The following is a 19628-nucleotide window of genomic DNA, read 5'->3' on the forward strand; positions in this document are numbered from 1 at the left end:
CTCTATCGGTAGGGATGGACTAAGGCGGCGATTATAGCAGCGCAGGCCGGCGCTTTGCCCTATCGCTTACAAGCCGTCGCTGCCGCCGGAAAATAGCGTCTCCATCAGCGCCGTTTCGCGTGCGGCAATGGTGGCGAGAAAATCGGTGGCGCCTTGCATATGGCGAAAACTCTGGTAGCCGCGGCTTAAAAAGCGGTGCAGGTCGGCAAGGCCGGCAAGTTTGGCCGGGCCGGCCATCATCTGCAGGCTAAGACCCAATAGCGGCTTTTGGGTGAGGTGGTCCAGCGTGTGGCCGATTTCGCTCATCAGCCAGATCTGGCGCGCGCGTTCGGCCGGATTGTTGCAGTCGCGGTAGGCGCGGGCATAGCGCGCCGCATTCAGTGCCGTGTCATGGCCCAGTTGTGCCAGCATGGCGTTATCCAGCGTTTCGGACAGGGCATCCATTTCCAGCGCATACGCCAGTACACGCAGGCCCGAGGCCGGCAGCAGCTTTTCCAGCGTCGGCATAATGCGTTCGACTTCATTGTCGCGCTCCGTCGCATCATGGGTGCCGTAAAGCTCCTGCAAGAAAAAGCTGGCCGCCGGCGCATAGCGCTCGCTGTCCAGTAAATCGGCATAGGTCCGAGCCAGTCGTTCGGACTGCCAGGCGCGTAATGCCAGACGGGCTTGCGCGTGTGGCGCGCGGCTTTGCGCGGCCTCGCGCAAGCTGCGAGCCAGCATCAGCTTGCCTTGCAGTTGTGCGACCCAAAAAGCCTTGTCGTCTTCGTGATGAGTGTCCAGTGAGTGCTCGCTCATAACCCTGCCCGCTATCGTGATTTGGAAATTTCCAGGCTTAAATTTATGCTTTTGCCATTGCCCGTTCGCCGCATTATACTGCCCCAATGAGCGAAATTCTGGTTATTCGTCGTCACGGTTTAAGCCGGGCAGACGCCAAGCAGGCGGCCGAAGCGATTGCGCAGGCGCTGGCCGATGAGCATGCGCTGGCATACGAGTGGGTGGACGAAGTGGTCCTGCACTTTGTGCGTAGCGGCGTGAATGGTTCCTTGTCGCTGGACGAAGGGCAGGTGACAGTCCGTGTGCGGCTGGGCTGGCTGCTTATTCCGTTTAAGTCTTCTTTGGAAGGCGCCATCCACGATTATTTTGATCAACACTTTAGCGAGCACTGAGTGTCTGCCAGTTGCTATTGCTTGAATTTCGCCGGAGCCTGCTAATGGCAATGTGTTGCCCTATTTCCCATGTCGATACCGCGTGGTTGCGCATGGATAGCCCGCATAATCTGATGCAGATTGTCGGGGTCATGGTTTTTGACGGTGAGCTGGATCAGGCCAGTCTGCGCCAGAGCATCAGCGAGCGCATGTTGCGTTATGACCGTTTCCGCCAGATCGCGACGCTGGAAAACGGCAGTTATTTCTGGCGCGATGACCCCGATTTCGATCTGGACCATCACCTGAAACGGGCCATTTTGCCCGGCGACGGCGGAAAAGAGGCGCTGCAGGCTTTTGCCGCCGATCTGTGTGCCACGCCATTGAATCCGCACCGCCCGCTGTGGGAATGGCATCTGGTGGATACCTCGCTGGGCGGGCAGGCGCTGATTGTGCGCATCCACCATGCCATCGGTGACGGCATTGCGCTGGTCGATGTGCTGCTGTCGATGATGGACGACGCAAGCGGCGTGCCCGGCGGCGGTGCTAAGCCACACGCATTGCCGGCAAAGCACAAGGTGGAGGGGGGGCGCCATTTCCTCGATATGATCTGGGCACCGGTCAGTACCGCGATGCTGACCTCGATGAAAGTGTCGAGCAATCTATGGCTCAAATATATGGAGCTGGTCAGCAATCCGCGCAAGGCGATGGACTATATCGGCATTGGCTATGATGTTGCCGCCGAAGCGGCCAAGCTGGCCTTGATGGGCAATGATTCGCCGACCCGGCTCAAGGGCAAGCCCGGCCCGGTCAAGCGTGTGGCCTGGTCCGAGCCTTTGCCTTTGCCCGAAGTGAAGGCGGTCGGGCGGGTGCTGTCCTGTTCGGTCAACGATATGCTGCTCTCGGCCGCCGCCGGCGCGATTCGTGCTTATCTGCTGGCCAAGGGCGATCCGGTCGAAGGGCTGGAGGTGAGGGTGATGGTACCGGTCAATCTGCGCGGCGAGGGAGACCGGGGCACGCTGGGCAACCGCTTTGGTCTGGTGGCGCTGGAGTTGCCGGTCGGCATCGCTAACCCGCTGACCCGCCTGTATACGGTGCGCGAGCGCATGGAGGCGCTGAAAGGCTCTTATCAGGCGGTGCTGGCACTGGGCATTCTGGGCGTGGTGGGCATGGCGCCTAAGCTGGTGCAGCAGCAGATCCTCGATTTGCTGGCGAATAAGGCCAGCGCGGTGATGACCAATGTGCCGGGGCCGCAAAAGAGTCTGTATCTGGGCGGCGCACGGCTGGCTCAGCCCATGTTCTGGGTGCCGCAGTCGGGCAATATCGGCGTGGGCGTGTCCATTTTGTCGTACGACGGCAATGTGCAGATTGGTCTGATTACCGACAAGGGGCTGATACCCGACCCGGAGCATATCGCCAACCGTTTTAACGACGAATTCAGCCAGCTTCTGCTTTTGGTGCTGATGGAGCCGCCAGAGCGGCTCACCGACCCCGAGGCGGTGGAAGCTGCACTCAGGGCCGGCTGATTTTTTACTCTTCCAACTCGGCGCGGGCGGCTTCGATGTCCAGCCGCTCCATCGCATCGGCCGCCTGGCAGGCGGCCGCTTCTTCATACAATTTTTCCGCGTCTTTCAGCCGGCTCTTGCCATACAGGGCGGCCAGCGCATTGGCGAACTCGGTACGGGCAATGGCCGACTCGGGGTTGAGCGCCAGTGCCTGCTCAAATAGCCGCACGGCTTCGTCTTTTTTGGCGCCATAAGTGATGCCGGCCATCATGGTGCCGACTTTGACGACAATCTCGGTGTGCCAGGTGCCCAGCGCGATCATGGCATCGGCGTGTTCCGGCGCCAGTGTGAGCGTGCGTTCCAGGCTGGCCTTAACCTTGCCGCCCAAGCCTTGCGCGAGGGCACGGGCAATCGAAATGCCTTGGCTATAGCGCCCCAGCGCATAAGCGTGGATATACCAGGCATTGGCATTGTCCGGCGCTTGTGCCTGCAGGGTTTCGCAGCGCTTGGCAATGTCCTGGAAGCCTTCAAGCTTGCGCTCTTCGTCCTCGTCCAGATAAGTGAAGTAGATCATGGCGGCCTTGTTGGCGGCATTGATGCCCGAGGGGCCTGCCTTGAGGCCTGTGTCGTAAGCGCGGGCAAAGTCGCCGGCATGATAGGCGCGCCAGGCTTCCTGTGCCGCCTTGTCTTCCGGCCAGGGCTCGCAGTCGCCCTGATGCAGGCGCGGCCAGTGCTTTTTCAGGCTGGCCAGCGTGTAAGTGTAGGCGGGTTCCGCATAGGGAAAGGCATTCCAGTTGGGCATTGCTGTCTCCTTTTATTGTCGGGCAAGATAATGGTGTGAAATGCGCTCAAGCAAGGTGCGCGCCTCGCCTTGCAGATAAGGCGCGGCCAGCTGCATGACCTGATAGGCCCCGCGGCCGATATCCGGCTCGGTTCGCGGGCTGCGTGCATGTTCATAGGAAATCCAGAAGGTGCAAACCAGCGCCATATTGACGGCCAGCGCCTGGATTTCACCGTCGCCGGCCTGCAGTACGCCTGCGCGGGCGAGGTTGTGGCATAAGGTGGCAGCGGCTTCTTCCTTGCGCCGTAAAATGCGGGTGAAGTGGGTTTCGACCAGACGGTTGGATAGCAACAGATTGTTGATGTCGTGATAAAAAAAGCGGTACTGGCAGATGGTCTCGAATAACAGATGCAGAAACAGCCAGATGTCTTCCGGTTCCTGTGCATGGTCATCGACGGCCAGCAGCAAACGGCCGATGTCCTCTTCGTAGCGGGCGAACAGGGCGTTGACGATGTCGGTCTTGCTGTGGAAATGGTAATAAAGGTTGCCCGGGCTGATTTCCATTTCGACAGCAATCGCGGCCGGTGTAACGGCAGGCTCGCCCAGCGTATTGAACAGGCGCAAAGCCGTCGCGAGAATGCGCTCGCGCGTCTGGCGGCTGGGTTTTTTCTCCATTTGCTTTTTCCGGGAGCCGATTGACGCTACAAGCATACCCTATGTGGGTATTTTGTCGCCCAGCTTATATTTAAGTTTATCCAGTGTGCGCTCCAGATTTTGCAAGGTGCCGCTTAGCCCCTTTTTTTTCGGCAACAGCAAACTGCGGTTTTTATCGGTGATGACCGCCATATTCAGCTTGAGACCGTGTTTTTCCAGTAGCGGAGACAGCGTCTGGTGCCGCCGGTACAGGTCGGTGCGGGTGTGCTGGTAGGCGTGCTCGCACAAGCTGCGGCGGTCGCGATAGCTAAATACATTGGCGAAGAAAATGGCCTCGTTGTCACGGGCCGGCTCGAACAGCAGCACGTCTGCGTGCGGGTATTCGTGTTTGTAGCGGCTCATGCCGGTATGCAGGCGTGAATGGATGATGGCGCGAAAGGTCTGGGACAAGACGCCAGGCAGGCCACGCTCGTATAGCTTGTGGGTGTTGGTCTGTTCTTTGGGGGCGCGGTAAGGCACCAGCGGATTGACGCAGAGCACCAGATCGGCGCCTTGTTCCAGCGCCACCGACGCATGCAGCGTCTTGATCAGGGCGCCGTCCACATAATAGCGATCCCTGATTTTGACCGGCGGAAACAGGCCGGGCAGGGCGGTGCTGGCTTGTACCGCCTTGGATACCGTGATGTCGTCAAAACCGGGCGAGCCAAAGGCAACGGCCTGACCGGAGTCAAGGTCGGTCGCGATGATGGACAGGCGGTGATGCAGGGCGTGGAAGTCATTGCTAAAGCCGTCCTTGCTGAACAGTTCGGCCAGAATGCGGTCTATGCCCTGACCGTCAAACAGTCCGGTCGGGATGGCTTGATTGAGTTGTTGTAATGACTCGAACAGGCCATGGCGGCAAGGCGCAGCCAGATAGTGCTGCAATGAAGAGGCCAGCAGGCCAGGCAACATGCCAACGCGGCTCAGGTACTCGCTCAGGGCCGGGTGCAGCAGTGTGCCGGGGTCAAACATCACGGCGGCGTCATCATTGATCAGGATGCGGGCCAGACGCGCAGGCGGAATGTTGTTGGCGAGTATGGAGGCGATGAGTGCGCCCGAGCTTACACCGACATAAAAATCGACATGGCCAAAGTCCAGGCCGTCTATGGCTTCGGCCAGTGCGGCGCAGGCACCCACCTCGTAGATGCCGCCCAATGGTCCGCCGCCTGCCAAGGCAATACCGATTTTGCTCATCTGTTCCCCCTTCCGTTAAAAAGCCCGGCACGAAGGCCGGGCTTGTGCACTGTGGTGCCGTCGCGCTTTAAGCGCTTGCGGCTTCCGTCTTGTCGGTGCTGCTGTCTTCTGCCTTGGCTGGTGCTGCTGCTTCAGCCACTACCTCGGCGGCAGGAGCAACTTCAGCGGCCGGCTTTTTAGCGCGAACCGGTTTTTTTTCTGCAGGCGCAGCAACAGCAACAGCGGTGGCGGCAGGCTTGCTGGCGCGTACGGCTTTGGCTGCGACCGGCTTGGCGCGAGGCGCTTCTTCTGCTTGCTGGGCTTCGGTCAGTTGCTGTACGACTTCAGTCAGCTCGGCAACACGCTTGCTCAGCTTTTCTACATCCTTGCGGGTCGGCATGCCCAGGCTGGACACGGCGCGAGCAACGCGGTCTTCGAATACCTGCTCCAGGCGACCCCAGGTGCCGACGGTCTTGTCGGCCACTTCGGCGATTTTCTCGTCAGCGACCTGACGGGTTTTGGCTTGCAGTACTTCACCTTCTTTTACCAGCGCGTCAAAGACCTTGCCGCCTTCTTCCTGGGTCTTGGCATAAGCACCCAGACCGGCCAGCCAGATCTGCTGGGCAGATTCGCGAATGGTCGAAGCCAGTTGGTTTTCGGTTACCGAGCTTGCGAGCGCTTTGAGTTTCTTGGCCATGATGACCTCCTAGGTGCATTGTTTGTTGGGGGAGTTCTTTGTCTGTACTTACAGTGTAAGGCGGAAAATTAGAGGGATCAGCCTAATCAGCACAAGCGATAAAAACTATGGCATATTGCATCCGCATACAGAGGTGGCAGTGTAAGTGGCTAGATACGACACGAGGAGTCAAAACAATATGCAGTATTTTATTACCGGTGCCAGCGGTTTTATCGGCAAACGTCTGGTGCGCAAGCTGCTGCAGCGCGAGGGCAGCGTGGTACATTTCCTGATGCGCGAGGGTGATCCGGCGCGTGTCGAGGAACTCAGAACGTATTGGGGAGTGGACGAAAGCAGGGCGATTGCCATTGCCGGTGACCTGACCCAGCCGCTTCTGGGCGTGAGTACCGAAGATGCTGTGCGTTTGCAACATAAAGTCGATCACTTTTTCCATCTGGCTGCCGTTTATGATCTCGGTGCTGATGCCGAAACCCAGCAGCGCACCAATGTAGAAGGCACGCGCCAGACCGTGCGCTTTGCCGAAGCCATCGCGGCCGGCCATTTCCATTTGTTTAGCTCGATTGCTGCGGCCGGCCTGTTTGAAGGGCTGTTCCGTGAAGACATGTTCGATGAGGCCGAGCATCTCGATCATCCGTATTTCCGCACCAAGCATGACTCGGAAGGCATTGTGCGGCGCGAGTGCACATTGCCGTGGCGCATCTACCGCCCGGGCATGGTGGTGGGCGATTCGCTAACCGGCGAGATGGACAAGATAGACGGGCCTTATTACTTCTTCAAGCTGATCCAGAAGCTGCGCCGCCTGCTGCCGCCGTGGATGCCGACCATAGGGGTGGAGGGGGGGCGCATCAATGTGGTGCCGGTCGATTTTGTCGTCAATGCCGTCGACCATATCGCCCACCTTGAGGGTGAAAACGGCCAGTGTTTCCACCTGACCGATCCGTCGCCTATGCGCGTGGGCGATCTGCTCAATACCTTTGCCCGTGCCGCGCATGCGCCGGAAATGGCGCTCAGGATCAATGCCGCATTATTTGGCTTTATTCCGCGCCATCTGGTGAAAATGGTGATGGCGCTGGGGCCGGTACGCCGCGTGCGCGATGCGCTGATGCAGGACTTGGGCTTGCCGGAAGATGTGTTCGGCTTCATTAATTACCCGACGCGCTTTGATTGCCGCGAGACCCGCCGTGCGCTTAAAGGCACCGATATCAGCGTGCCGCCGCTGGATACCTATGCCTGGCGTTTGTGGGATTACTGGGAACGCCATCTGGATCCGGCGCTGTTTGTCGACCGCTCGCTCAAAGGCCAGGTCGAAGGGCGCGTGGTGCTGGTGACCGGGGCGACTTCGGGCATAGGCAAGGCAACCGCACTCAAGCTGCTGGAAGCCGGTGCCATTGTGCTGACCATTGCGCGCGACCCGCAAAAGATAGAAGAAACATGCCGCGAGTTTGCCGAGGCCGGATTCACCCTGCATGTTTATCAGGGCGACATTGCCGATATGGCCGAAGCCGAGGCGCTGACCGCCCAGATTCTGGCGGATCATGGCACGGTGGATATTCTGGTCAATAATGCCGGGCGCTCGATCCGGCGCGCGATCGAGGATTCCTTCGACCGCTTCCATGATTTTGAGCGCACCATGCAGCTTAACTACTTTGGCGCACTCAAGGTCAGCATGGGCGTGTTGCCCGGGATGATCGAACAAAAGCGCGGCCATATCATCAACATCTCGTCCATTGGCGTGCTGACCAATGCACCGCGTTTTGCTGCCTATGTTGCATCCAAGTCGGCGCTGGATGCCTGGGCGCGTACGGCGGCATCGGAGTTTGCCGACAAGGGCGTGCACTTCACCTGTATCAATATGCCCCTGGTCAAAACGCCGATGATTGCACCGACCAAGCTATACGATCAGGTGCCGACGCTGACGCCGGAAGAGGCCGCCGACATGATCTGCGACACCATTATCAATAAGCAGGTGCGTCTGGCGACCCGTCTGGGCACACTGGGGCAGGTGCTGCATGCCGTGGCGCCACGCGTGGCGCAGGTGATCATGAACACGAGCTTCCGCACCTTTGCCGATGCGCCCAAGTCGAAAGACGGCAGCAAGGCGGCACGTCCTACCGGCAATCAGACGGCCTTGTCCGAGATGATGCGCGGGATTTACTTCTAAGAGCGTGTTCACGCTCTCGCGAGCGAGGGCGAGGGCGAGACAAGGCGAAAACGGCTGAGAAAGCGGAATGTACAGGTGGTACATGAGCATTTCGAAGCTGTTTTTAACGCCGTATCGCCGATGCGCAGCAGATCGTGAACAGGTTCTAAGCCAGACGGCGCCGCTGTTCGGTGCCTTTATCCGTGCTGGCCGGGCAGGTGTTGCCGGCCAGCAACTGGCACAGCAGTGCCGAGGTTTGCCCGGTGTACAGCAGGGCGAGGTGGCCGGTCGCCGCCATCTCGATATCAACAGCGCCGTTCAGGCGCTGTTTGTCTTGTGGCGTAACAAAGTCGTCGTGGCTGGTGCGTACCGAGGTCACGGCAATGGCAGGCAGCGTTTCGCCCAGTGCATTGAGCCATGCCGAGTCCGGCTGCATCTGGCGCGCGTTTTCGCCCATGCCCAGACAGGCGAGTTTGCTACCGCGGTGTGGGCTGGCCAGCGTGATCAGTTGGGTGACAGGGCCGGCTCCATGACGCTTGAGGTAGGCGCGGCTGACCAGTCCGCCCATGCTGTGCCCGATCAAATGCACACTTTGGGCACCGGTGGCAGCGCAGACTTCGCGTATGCGCTGATCCAGTTGTATTTCCAGTGTGTCTATGCCGGCCAGTGGTGGTGTCAGGCTAAGCGTGGCGACGACATGGCCGGCGGCTTCCAGTTCACGGCGTATCTTCCACCACACCCCCCGGCTGCAACCATAACCGTGTACCAGCAAAACCACGCTGTGGCTGGCGCGCAGACGGTCGGGGCGCATCCATAGTTTCTCGAACGGCAGCAGCAGGCTGAAGGTAAAGACATAGGCCAGATATTCATGCAGCAGCATGCCTAGCCAGCGCATCAGGCCAAGCGGTGCGGCCGCAGAGGCGTACCGGCGGGAGAAAACCCAGATAAAAGCCATGGTCAGCATGCGCAGCATCAGCATGGCCAAGAGCGCCAGCAGCAGGGTGTGCATCAGGCTGGTGTCGGCCAGATGGTGAATCAGCGCGCTATCCAGAGCCAGTTCGGCCAGCAGCAAAAGCAAAAGGGAAGACGGGATGTTCATGATTTGAGCATCCCGTCTTTTGTATGTGGCGTCAATCGGTCTTGCGTTTTAGTTCTTGATATCGATCAGGCCAAAGCCCTGGCGCTGCAGCGCATCGCCCACGGTCGGGAAGTAGTCAACTTTGTAGTAGTTGGTGGTGGCCTGGATATAGGAGGGCATATCGAACTGGCCTTGTGCGTCCCACCAGTGGCGTAAGGCGGCATCGTAGTCGCGTATGCCGGCGTTCACCTTGTCGCTGTCGTAGCGCTCGTTCAGGGCGAAAGATTCCAATGGTACGCGCGGCTTGATGCGCGGCAGCTTGTCCGGGTCGGGTACGCCCAAGGTGGTACCGACCAGCGGGAAAGTACGCGCAGGCAGGCCGAATAGTTCGATCAGTGCCTGCGGATTGTTGCGGATGCCGCCGATGGCGGTGGTGCCGTAGCCCAGCGAGCCTGCTGCCATTTGCAGTGCCTGCAGCATGATGCCGGCGTCGACAGCGCCTACGATTAGCCCTTCTGCACACTGGTCTATCACCTGTTTTTCGCCGGCCATGGCCACGGCGTTGGCAGTGCGGTTGAAGTCGATCAGGATGGTGATAAAGACATCGGCCGCGGCAACCTGCGGCTGGCCGCCGGCGATCTGGGCAATCTTGCGTATGGTGTCTTTGTCGCGGGTAACAATCAGCGAAATCTGTTCGCCATTGACCGAAGTCGGCGCCTGCTGCGCCGCGCTGAGAATGATTTGCAGATCCTTGTCGCTCACCGGTGCACCGGAGAAGTTGCGGATGGAGCGGCGCTCCAGCATTTGTTGAATCACAGGATTGGGCATGGCGTGTCCTTGTTGTTTTAGTGTTCAGAGTACGGTGGTCAGTGCGGCAAAATCCAGACCGCTTGCGCTGGTGGTCGGGTAGTCGGGGAAGGTGACGCTATAGCCCCAGGTGTCGGTTGCAAGCGTGGCCATTGCGCCCAGAGGGAAAGTGGCCTTGTTGCGGATATGGCCAAACGGGAAGCCGGTGAATACCGGCACGCCGGTGACCTTGCGTATATGTTGGGCCACGGTTTCCAGCGTATAGCTTGGGTCGTAGTAATCCTTGGTGTTTTCCAGCGAAAAATCCCCCAGTACGATGGCGCGCTGGCGTTTGAGTACGCCGGCCAGATTCAGTTGCTGCAGCATGCGCTCGACACGGTAAGGCTGTTCACCTACATCCTCCAGAAACAGGATGCCACCCTCTATAGCCGGAAAATAGGGTGTGCCGACCAGATGCGAGAGCACGCTCAGATTGCCGCCCCAGAACAGGCCGTCGGTCTTTAGCGCATGCATGGGGGCCGCATCGACCCGGATGCTGAGCGGGCGACTGGTGCTGGCGCGGGTAAAGGCATTCATGGTGTCTATGCTGGGCACCGGCGCGCCAAAGTCGCTGTACAGCATGGGGCCGGCGAAACTGGTGACGCCGCCTTGTGCCAGTAGCGCCAGCTGGATGGCAGTAAAGTCGCTGTAGCCCATGACCAGTGTGCCGGCTTCCTTGAATAGCGGGCACAAACGGGCCCAGTCGATAAACGGCAGCAAGCGCATGGCGCCATAGCCGCCGCGTGCCGACAGCACGATCTTGGGCGGCGCGGCATGGCTGATGCCGTTGAAGTCGGCCAGACGCTCGGCATCGGTGCCGGCGAAGCGCTGGAAGCGGCGGCTTAGGCAGGCGAGGTTGTCCAGCCGGTAGCCGGCCTGACTCAGGCGCTGTACGCCGTACTCGGCGCGTATGCTTTGCGGCAGCAAGCCGGAGGGCGCAACGACGCGAATCAGTGGCGTGATGGACAAGGACGGAATCGGCGCGGGTGTAGGGAGGGGGGCTGTCGTCGGTTTCACTCGGGTGCTGCATCCTGGCAAGAGCCCCAGTGTGCCGAAAACGGCCAGTGCCTGCATCAGGGTGCGTCGGGTCGGATCGGGTAGCTTGGGCATGATGATGGGCGTGTTGCTTGCAGACAGGATGATAACAGTCTAGATGCGAATTGCCGCAATGCTGTTATTCCGTAATGCACTAAGCTTTCAAAAAAATACAGCATAACGATATATCCAGTTGATTTTGCAGCACGGCCAAGGCTTGGGTAGATTACTTGTCATGACAGGGTGATGTGACCCGCAACCGGCTGTAAGGGCAGAATACGATGAAGATCCATAGCGCACGCTTAACCCATCTGCGGCAACTCGAGGCCGAGTCCATTCATATCCTGCGCGAAGTCGCGGCAGAGTTTGACCATCCGGTCATGCTGTATTCGATCGGCAAGGATTCGGCCGTGATGCTGCATCTGGCGCTTAAGGCTTTTCATCCGGGCAAGCTGCCTTTCCCCTTGCTGCATGTGGACACCACCTGGAAGTTTGGCGAGATGGTGGCGTTTCGCGATCAGGTGGCGAAGAAATTCGGTCTGGATCTGATCGTGCATATCAATCAGGAAGGCATACGCAACAACGTCAACCCGTTCACCGTTGGCTCGGCCAAGCATACCGACGTGATGAAAACCGAAGGCCTGAAGCAGGCGCTGGACCAGTATGGTTTTGATGCCGCTTTTGGCGGGGCGCGCCGCGACGAGGAAAAATCGCGCGCCAAGGAGCGGGTGTATTCCTTTCGCGACAGCAAGCACCGCTGGGATCCGAAAAACCAGCGTCCCGAACTGTGGAATATCTATAACAGCCGCGTCAACAAAGGCGAGAGCATACGCGTGTTCCCGCTTTCCAACTGGACCGAGCTGGATATCTGGCAATACATCTATCTGGAAAACATCGACATCGTGCCGCTGTATTTTGCCGCCGAGCGCGAGGTGGTCGAGCGCGACGGTACGCTGATTATGATAGACGACGCGCGCATCCTGACTTATCTGACGGATGAGGAAAAGGCGCGCATTCACAAGAAAAAGGTGCGCTTCCGTACGCTGGGCTGCTATCCGCTGACCGGTGCGGTCGAGTCCGAGGCCGACAGCCTGACCGATGTGATTCAGGAAATGCTGCTGACCCGTACCTCCGAGCGTCAGGGGCGCGTGATCGATCACGACCAAAGCGCCTCCATGGAAAAGAAAAAGATCGAAGGGTATTTCTGACATTCAGGCCGTAGCGAGTCGGAGTCGGGCATCAAGCTGGGCATGTCCTTGCTGCGCCTCCGTTCACGACGCCCTAAGCCCTCTAAGGAACACAGTATGAGCCACCAGTCCGAACTGATTAACAGCGATATCCATGCTTATCTGGCTGCCCATGAAAACAAGGATATGCTGCGCTTTATTACCTGTGGCAATGTCGACGACGGCAAGTCCACCCTGATCGGGCGTTTGCTGCACGACTCCAAACTGATTTTTGAAGACCAGTTGGCGGCCATTGCGCGCGATTCGAAAAAATTCAATACCACCGATGACGCCATCGATCTGGCGCTGCTGGTTGACGGGCTGGCGGCCGAGCGCGAGCAGGGCATTACCATCGATGTGGCTTACCGCTATTTCAGCACCGACAAGCGCAAATTCATTATTGCCGACTGCCCGGGGCATGAGCAGTACACGCGCAATATGGCCACCGGCGCTTCGACTTGCAATCTCGCCGTCATCCTGATCGATGCGCGTTATGGCGTACAGACGCAGACCCGGCGTCACAGCTTTATCGTCAGTCTGTTGGGCATCAAGCATGTGATCGTCGCCATCAACAAGATGGATCTTCTGGATTTCGACGAGACGGTGTACCAGCGTATCCGTGACGAGTATCTGGATTTTGCCGAGCGCCTCGCCATTCCCGATATCCGCTTCGTGCCGATTTCGGCATTGCGTGGCGACAATGTGGTCGAAGCCAGCACGCGTACGCCGTGGTATCAGGGGGCGACGCTGATGAAGTTGCTGGAAAGCGTGGAAGTGGCGCACGACACCGGTCTTGGGTCGCTGCGCCTGCCGGTGCAGTACGTCAACCGGCCCAATCTGGATTTTCGCGGATTCTGCGGCACGATTGCCGCCGGTAGCGTGGCACCGGGCGATGCAGTACGTATTTTGCCCTCGGGCAAAACCAGCCGCGTCAAGGCCATCGTGACCTACGCCGGCGAGTTGGCCTCGGCGCAGGCCGGCGAGGCCATCACGCTGACACTGGAAGATGAAGTCGATGTGTCGCGCGGCGATATGATTGTGCATGCCGATGCGCCATCACCGGCGCTGGGAGGCGAGCTGGAAGCGCAACTGGTATGGATGGATGAGTCTCCCTTGCACTGCGGGCGCGAGTATCTGTTCAAGTTTTCCGGCAAGACGGTCGCCGGGCGCGTCAGCCGCATTCTGGCACGCCAGGATGTGAATACGCTGGAAATGGTGGCCGCCGACAGCTTGCAACTCAATGAAATTGCGCGCGTGCAGGTCAGCCTGAATGCACCGGTCGTGGTCGATGCCTACGCCGATTGCCGTGCAACCGGCAGCTTTATCGTGATTGACCGCCTGAGTAATGCCACCGCAGGCGGCGGCATGGTCGAGGGCGTGCTGGCAGAGGCCAAAGCAGCCCGCTTTGACGAGCTGGAAAACTATCGTGCTTTCGAAGTGGAGCTCAATAGTCTGGTGCGGCGCTATTTCCCGCACTGGGATGCCAGGGATATTTCGGCACTCAAGCCTTGACGCGGTTTGGGCATAGATAAAAAAGCCCCCGTGTTGGCGACGGGGGCTTTGTTTTGCCGACGGAATCAATCAGGCCGGTGCCGAGGTGCGGATCAGATGATCGAAAGCGCCCAGCGACGCGGTTGCGCCGGCACCCATTGCGATAATGATCTGCTTGTATGGCACCGTGGTGCAGTCACCCGCGGCAAACACGCCGGGTACCGAAGTCTGGCCACGGGCATCAATCTCGATTTCGCCGCGGGCCGACAATTCCACTGTGCCTTTGAGCCAGTCGGTGTTGGGCAGCAGGCCGATCTGTACGAAGATGCCTTCCAGCTCCACATGCCTGATTTCGTTGCTGTCACGGTCCTTGTAGGACAGACCGTTCACCTTCTGGCCATCGCCGGTCACTTCGGTGGTCAGCGCCTTGGTGATCACGGTCACGTTAGGCAGGCTGAACAGCTTTTTCTGCAGCACAGCATCGGCGCGCAACTGGCCATCAAACTCGAGCAGGGTGACATGGGCAACGATGCCGGCCAGATCGATGGCGGCTTCCACGCCGGAGTTACCGCCGCCAATGACGGCGACACGCTTGCCCTTGAACAGGGGGCCATCGCAATGCGGGCAGTAAGCTACGCCCTTGCTGCGGTACTCTTTCTCGCCCGGCACGTTCATCTCGCGCCAGCGCGCGCCGGTGGCCAGAATCACCGTCTTGCTCTTGAGCGAGGCGCCGTTTTCCAGCTGGATCTCAATCAGTTCACCCGGCACCAGTGCATTGGCTTTTTGCAGGTTCATGATGTCGATTTCGTATTCCTTGGCGTGCTGCTCCAGTGCCATGGCCAGTTTCGGGCCATCGGTTTCCTTGACCGAGATGAAGTTCTCGATGGCCATGGTGTCCAGTACCTGACCGCCGAAACGCTCGGCTACGATGCCAGTGCGTATGCCTTTACGGGCGGCGTAGATGGCGGCCGAAGCGCTGGCCGGGCCACCGCCGATGACCAGCACATCAAACACGTCTTTGTTTTTGATTTTGTCTGCTTCGCGTGCGGCCGCACCGGTGTCCAGCTTGGCAATGATCTCTTCCAGCGTCATGCGTCCGGCGCCGAATTCGGCCCCGTTCATAAACACCGTTGGCACCGCCATAATCTTGCGGCGGGCTACTTCATCCTGAAATAGTGCGCCATCGATCATGGTATGGCTGATGCCGGGGTTGAGTACGGCCATCAGGTTCAGCGCCTGCACCACATCCGGGCAGTTGTGGCAGGACAGGGAAACAAAAGTCTCGAAATGGGCACCGGCAGGCAGAGCGCGGATCTGCTCGATAATGGCTGCATCCACTTTGGGTGGATGACCGCCGCTTTGCAGCAAGGCCAGCACCAGCGAGGTGAACTCGTGCCCCATGGGAATGCCGGCAAAGCTGATGCGGGCGCTGTCAGCGATCGCGCCAACGCTGAACGATGGGCGCAGTGCCGCCTCGCCGTTGTCGCGCAGGCTAACCTTGTCCGAAAGCGCGGCAATATCCTGCAGCAGGGTGTGCATTTCCTGTGCGGCTGCGCTGTCATCCAGACTGGCAACGAGTTCGATCGGACGCTGCAGTTTTTCGAGGTAGGCTTTGAGTTGGGTCTGAATATTGGCGTCGAGCATGTCGGTATTCCTTAAATGAATTTCACTGGAAAGGCGGAATGGGGCTTTCCGCTGAAATCCAAACCGCCCCGGGCGGGGCGGTTTGTGGGCCGCTAATTAGATCTTGCCGACCAGATCCAGCGATGGAGCCAGCGTGGCTTCGCCTGGTGTCCACTTGGCTGGGCAAACTTCACCCGGGTGCGCTGCAACGTACTGGGCAGCCTGCACTTTGCGCAGCAGTTCCTTAGCGTCACGGCCGATGCCCAGGTCGTGAATTTCGGCAACCTTGATTTCGCCTTCCGGGTTAATCACGAAGGTGCCGCGCAGTGCCAGACCTTCTTCTTCGATCATTACATCGAAGTTGCGGGTGATGGTGCCGGTTGGATCACCGATCATCGGGTAGTTGATTTTCTTGATGGTGTCGGATGCGTCGTGCCAAGCCTTGTGGGTGAAGTGGGTGTCGGTGGAAACCGAGTAGCACTCAACGCCCAGCTTCTGGAACTCAGGGTAAACATCAGCCAGATCGCCCAGTTCGGTTGGGCAAACGAAGGTGAAGTCAGCCGGGTAGAAGAACACAACCGACCACTTGCCCTTCAGGTCAGCATCGGAAACAGTTACGAACTTGCCTTCGTGGTAGGCCTGAGCGGTAAATGGCTTGATAACGGTGTTGATGATGGACATGTGGTTTTTCCTTTTATGTTGGCGGTGAAGACAGACGAATCTTAAACTTGGAGCCTACATTTAACAAATTAAATATCAATATAATATTGATTGTAATTTGCTATCAATCGCCGCAGCACGCTGGATTGCAGCGCTTAAGCGATCAGATGATATCGCAATATGATTAAATTTGGATGATGCGTATCAAATTCCATGCATTCGTTGCCTAATGTGGCAATTTAACAGCGGGGGCGAGGCTGGGCGGGGAAGTAAAGGCGGGGACGTGATAAAAAAGGCCGCGCATGGGGCGCGGCCTTTTGTGCTGTAACGCTTAGAACCTGTTCACGATCTGCTGCGCATCGGCGATACGGCGTTAAAAACAGCTTCGAAATGCTCATGTACCACCTGTACATTCCGCTTTCTCAGCCGTTTTCGCCTTGTCTCACCCTCGCTCGCGAGAGCGTGAACACGCTCTTAGTGCCAGCGCACCAGACAGTAGTTTTTCTTGCCGCGCTTAAGCAGGGTGTACTGGCCGAACAGGCGTTCAGCATCGCTAAACACATGTTCAAGGCTGGCGCCCTTGACGCCGTTGATGCTGACCGCGCCGCTTTGGATAAAGGTGCGCGCCTCGCTCTTGCTCTTGGCCAGCGCGCCGGCGAACAAGGCTTCGATCAGATTGTTCTGGCTGCGGTCGATCTGGACCGAGGGCATGCCGTCCTGTGCCAGTTGGGCGAAGTCGTCTTCGGTCAGGCTGTCAAGATTCTCGCTGAACAGACACTGGCTGATGCGCTGCGCTGCGGTCACGGCGGCCTGGCCGTGTACCAGTGCGGTGACCTGTTCGGCCAGAATGCGCTGGCCTTCCGGCTTGCCTTCGCGTGCCTTGTCGGCTGCTTCGATCGCATCGATTTCTGCTGCGGACATAAAGGTAAAGAAGCGCAGGAATTTGTAGACGTCGGCGTCGGCGGTGTTCAGCCAGAACTGGTAGAAGGCATAGGGCGAAGTCTTTTTCGGATCCAGCCACACTGCGCCGCCTTCGGTCTTGCCGAATTTGGTGCCGTCGCTCTTGGTCACCAGCGGCAGGGTCAGGCCGAATACCTGCTGCTGGTTCATGCGGCGGGTCAGGTCGATACCGGCCGTGATATTGCCCCACTGGTCGGAGCCGCCGATCTGCAATCGACAGCCGTGCTGGCGGTTCAATTCGACAAAATCATAGCCCTGCAACAGGCTGTAGGTGAACTCGGTGAACGAGATGCCGACGTCGTCGCGGTTGATGCGCTGCTGTACCGATTCCTTCTTGATCATGGCGTTGACCGAGAAGTGCTTGCCGATATCGCGCAGGAAGTCGAGTACATTCATCTTGCCAAACCAGTCATGGTTGTTGGCCATAATGGCGGCGGATTCGCCTTCGAAGCTCAAAAACGGCTCGACTTGCTTGCGGATCTTGCCGACCCAGTCGGCGACAATGTCCGGGGTGTTGAGTTTGCGCTCATTGGCCTTGAAACTCGGGTCGCCGATCATGCCGGTGGCGCCGCCAACCAGGGCGATAGGCTTGTGGCCGGCCATCTGGAAACGCTTGAGTACCAGCACCGGCACCAAGTGACCAAGATGCAGGCTGTCGGCTGTCGGGTCAAAACCGCAATACAGGGTGACCTGCTCTTGGCCCAGTATTTCGTCCAGAGCGGTGGCATCGGTAACCTGTGCGATCAGGCCCCGGGCCTGCATGTCCTGGATCAGGGTGGACGGGTGCATCTGCTGATTCTCCAATTCTTGGGTGTGGCGCGATGGTTGAAAACCGTGCGCTGCCGCCGGCTATGCCAGCCATGACTAAAAAAGATTAACAATCTTACCCGAAAAGTGCCTGTTTGACCGCAGCGCGGCTGGCGTAGAATAACGGCATTAGAAAGCAGGGGGTTTCATATGAGGCAATTAGTGAAGGTTTGGGATGTACCGACCCGCGTATTCCACTGGGTGCTGGTCTTGCTGTTTGCCGGCATGTGGTTTAGCGGTAACCAGTCCGGCAACTGGATGGAGTGGCATCTGCGCGGTGGTGTGGCGCTGGCCGCTTTGCTGCTGTATCGCGTGATCTGGGGCGTACTGGGGAGTGAAACGGCCCGCTTCAGCGATTTTATCAAGGGCCCGCAGGCGATACGCCGTTACCTCAAAGGCGAACTCAAGGAAAGCGAGCAGCCCGGGCATAATCCCATGGGCGGCTGGATGGTGCTTGTGGTGCTGCTCGCGCTTGGCACCCAAGTGGTCACCGGCCTGTTTTCGGCCGATGTGAACGCTTATCTGTATGACGGCCCCTTGGCTGGCAGCATCAGCAGCGAGTTGGCCGAGCAGATGAATAGCTGGCACCGCCTGAACTTCAATCTGCTGCTGGCTCTGGTCGGCCTGCATTTGACGGCGATTGTGCTTTACCGCGTGCTGAAAAAGCAGAATCTGGTCAAGGCCATGCTTACCGGTTACAAGAGCATAGAGGGCGAGGCGCCGACGCTGTATTTTGCCCCGACGGTCATCGCGCTGGTGACGCTGGTGGTGGCCTGCGGCGCTGTGTATTTCGTGCTGACGCGCTTTTGACGCTGCGAGCCTGCCGTGCTGAATGATGGCCGGGGCCGTTTAGACGGGGGGCGCGCTGCGCCACTGCGCAACTTGTCGCTCAATCTGCTCCAGCCCTTGCATGATGTGCAGTCCGGGCACTTGCAGCTTCAGGCGTCGGGTGCCGGCACCGCCGACCCATAACTGGCTCGCGGGCGGGATGCTGGCCATTAACTGGCCGATTTCTTCATCCAGCGGCCCGTTGTAGGCCACGGAAAACGACAGGGCCAACACATCGATACGGTGCTGGATCATGGCCTCGCCCATCTCGGCAAACGGCATGCACGGGCCGAATGCCAGACATTCGCAGCCGGCCAGTCGCAGCAAGGCTTCGGCCATCAATAGCCCCAACGTGTGCGGCTCGGCCGGGGTGCTGGTGAGCATGATGCGCGGCCGGCCTGTGCCTGAGGGCAGGGCGGACAGCGCTTCGCGCAGCAGTCGGGTCAGCGCTTCGGTATAAAGGTGCTCGTGATAAATGCGGATTTCTCCGCGTGACCAGGCATCGCCTATCAGGGCATTGGCTTGCGGCAGGAAAACACAAACAAAGTGCGCCAGTCCCATCGCTTGCAGCCGCTGTTGCAAGTCTTGGCGCAGGGCTTGGCCATCCTGATGGCGCAAAAGGTCAAGTAGGCCATCGCATAAGGGCGGGGTTTCCCGTTTGGGCAGATGCAGTTCGGCCATCTCCTCCAGTTGTGCCGGCGTCAGCGCCATCAGCCGTCCCGGGCGCAAGCCCATATCTATCAGCCGGCGAATCTGGCACAAGCGCGTCACCTGCTCGGGCGGATAAAGGCGGTCGCCCTGCGCATCGCGCAGGGGCATCGGGTAGCCGTAGCGGCGTTCCCACATTCTCAGTAGCTGGCGGGCAATGCCGGTTTCGCGCTCGACGGCTGCAATTGGCAAGCCTGGCATACTCATGGACCTGTCCTTGATCTGAAGGCTGCGG

General features: G+C 59.0%; 18 protein-coding genes. 6 read left to right on the forward strand and 12 right to left on the reverse strand.

Going from position 1 to position 19628, the window contains the following annotated elements; translation table 11 throughout:
• Window positions 1-66: 66 nt before the first annotated feature.
• Window positions 67-795: a DUF8198 family protein gene (locus M3P88_RS03415; protein WP_249614639.1), complete on the reverse strand. Its 729-nt coding sequence runs from the start codon at window positions 793-795 to the stop codon at window positions 67-69.
• 86 nt (window positions 796-881) lie between these two features.
• On the opposite strand from M3P88_RS03415, the gene M3P88_RS03420 reads away from it, so the two are divergent.
• Window positions 882-1166: a polyhydroxyalkanoic acid system family protein gene (locus M3P88_RS03420; protein WP_249614640.1), complete on the forward strand. Its 285-nt coding sequence runs from the start codon at window positions 882-884 to the stop codon at window positions 1164-1166.
• 44 nt (window positions 1167-1210) lie between these two features.
• The gene (locus tag M3P88_RS03425) at window positions 1211-2668 is read left to right on the forward strand and encodes a wax ester/triacylglycerol synthase family O-acyltransferase (protein WP_249614641.1); all 1458 of its coding nucleotides are present in this window, start codon (window positions 1211-1213) and stop codon (window positions 2666-2668) included.
• A gap of 4 nt (window positions 2669-2672) precedes the next feature.
• On the opposite strand, the gene M3P88_RS03430 is transcribed toward M3P88_RS03425, so the two are convergent.
• From M3P88_RS03430 to M3P88_RS03445, 4 genes are all read right to left on the reverse strand, one after another.
• Window positions 2673-3449: a tetratricopeptide repeat protein gene (locus M3P88_RS03430; protein WP_249614642.1), complete on the reverse strand. Its 777-nt coding sequence runs from the start codon at window positions 3447-3449 to the stop codon at window positions 2673-2675.
• A gap of 12 nt (window positions 3450-3461) precedes the next feature.
• Window positions 3462-4103 (reverse strand): TetR/AcrR family transcriptional regulator, encoded by a 642-nt coding sequence (locus tag M3P88_RS03435; RefSeq protein ID WP_249614643.1) that lies wholly within the window; start codon window positions 4101-4103, stop codon window positions 3462-3464.
• A 39-nt stretch (window positions 4104-4142) separates the two neighbouring features.
• The gene (locus M3P88_RS03440; protein ID WP_249614644.1) at window positions 4143-5315 is read right to left on the reverse strand and encodes a patatin-like phospholipase family protein; all 1173 of its coding nucleotides are present in this window, start codon (window positions 5313-5315) and stop codon (window positions 4143-4145) included.
• Between the two features lie 67 nt (window positions 5316-5382).
• The gene (locus M3P88_RS03445; protein ID WP_249614645.1) at window positions 5383-5991 is read right to left on the reverse strand and encodes a phasin family protein; all 609 of its coding nucleotides are present in this window, start codon (window positions 5989-5991) and stop codon (window positions 5383-5385) included.
• Between the two features lie 178 nt (window positions 5992-6169).
• Between M3P88_RS03445 and M3P88_RS03450 the strand changes: the two genes are divergently transcribed.
• Window positions 6170-8152: an SDR family oxidoreductase gene (locus M3P88_RS03450; RefSeq protein ID WP_249614646.1), complete on the forward strand. Its 1983-nt coding sequence runs from the start codon at window positions 6170-6172 to the stop codon at window positions 8150-8152.
• 145 nt (window positions 8153-8297) lie between these two features.
• On the opposite strand, the gene M3P88_RS03455 is transcribed toward M3P88_RS03450, so the two are convergent.
• Genes M3P88_RS03455 through M3P88_RS03465 form a run of 3 tightly spaced genes read right to left on the reverse strand, consistent with a single transcriptional unit; the run spans window position 8298 to window position 11165 of the window.
• Complete coding sequence (locus M3P88_RS03455; protein WP_249614647.1) at window positions 8298-9230, reverse strand: esterase/lipase family protein; 933 nt, start codon at window positions 9228-9230, stop codon at window positions 8298-8300.
• Window positions 9231-9278: 48 nt separating this feature from the next.
• Window positions 9279-10037, reverse strand: a complete 759-nt coding sequence (locus M3P88_RS03460) for a nitroreductase family protein (protein WP_249614648.1) — start codon at window positions 10035-10037, stop codon at window positions 9279-9281.
• Between the two features lie 24 nt (window positions 10038-10061).
• A complete protein-coding gene (locus M3P88_RS03465) occupies window positions 10062-11165 on the reverse strand; it encodes an LD-carboxypeptidase (RefSeq protein WP_249614649.1) in 1104 nt (367 codons plus the stop codon).
• Between the two features lie 206 nt (window positions 11166-11371).
• On the opposite strand from M3P88_RS03465, the gene cysD reads away from it, so the two are divergent.
• Window positions 11372-12298, forward strand: a complete 927-nt coding sequence (gene cysD / locus M3P88_RS03470) for a sulfate adenylyltransferase subunit CysD (protein WP_249614650.1) — start codon at window positions 11372-11374, stop codon at window positions 12296-12298.
• A gap of 96 nt (window positions 12299-12394) precedes the next feature.
• Entirely contained in the window at window positions 12395-13828 is a 1434-nt protein-coding gene (cysN, locus tag M3P88_RS03475) for a sulfate adenylyltransferase subunit CysN (protein ID WP_249614651.1), read from the forward strand.
• Window positions 13829-13897: 69 nt separating this feature from the next.
• On the opposite strand, the gene ahpF is transcribed toward cysN, so the two are convergent.
• The 3 genes from ahpF to tyrS form a co-directional block, all read right to left on the reverse strand.
• The gene (ahpF, locus tag M3P88_RS03480) at window positions 13898-15451 is read right to left on the reverse strand and encodes an alkyl hydroperoxide reductase subunit F (RefSeq protein WP_249614652.1); all 1554 of its coding nucleotides are present in this window, start codon (window positions 15449-15451) and stop codon (window positions 13898-13900) included.
• 96 nt (window positions 15452-15547) lie between these two features.
• Window positions 15548-16111 carry an alkyl hydroperoxide reductase subunit C gene (gene ahpC / locus M3P88_RS03485; protein ID WP_124735338.1) on the reverse strand — a complete coding sequence of 188 codons (564 nt, stop codon included), beginning with the start codon at window positions 16109-16111 and terminating at the stop codon, window positions 15548-15550.
• Between the two features lie 453 nt (window positions 16112-16564).
• A complete protein-coding gene (gene tyrS, locus M3P88_RS03490; RefSeq protein WP_249614653.1) occupies window positions 16565-17839 on the reverse strand; it encodes a tyrosine--tRNA ligase in 1275 nt (424 codons plus the stop codon).
• A gap of 168 nt (window positions 17840-18007) precedes the next feature.
• Here tyrS and M3P88_RS03495 point away from each other — a divergent pair, with 168 nt between their 5' ends.
• Window positions 18008-18667, forward strand: a complete 660-nt coding sequence (locus M3P88_RS03495; RefSeq protein ID WP_249614654.1) for a cytochrome b/b6 domain-containing protein — start codon at window positions 18008-18010, stop codon at window positions 18665-18667.
• Between the two features lie 39 nt (window positions 18668-18706).
• On the opposite strand, the gene M3P88_RS03500 is transcribed toward M3P88_RS03495, so the two are convergent.
• On the reverse strand, window positions 18707-19600 hold the full coding sequence (locus M3P88_RS03500; protein ID WP_249614655.1) for a MerR family transcriptional regulator: 894 nt from the start codon (window positions 19598-19600) through the stop codon (window positions 18707-18709).
• Window positions 19601-19628: the final 28 nt, after the last annotated feature.

Origin of the sequence: Craterilacuibacter sp. RT1T, assembly GCF_023502145.1 — a bacterium.
GTDB lineage: Bacteria > Pseudomonadota > Gammaproteobacteria > Burkholderiales > Chromobacteriaceae > Craterilacuibacter.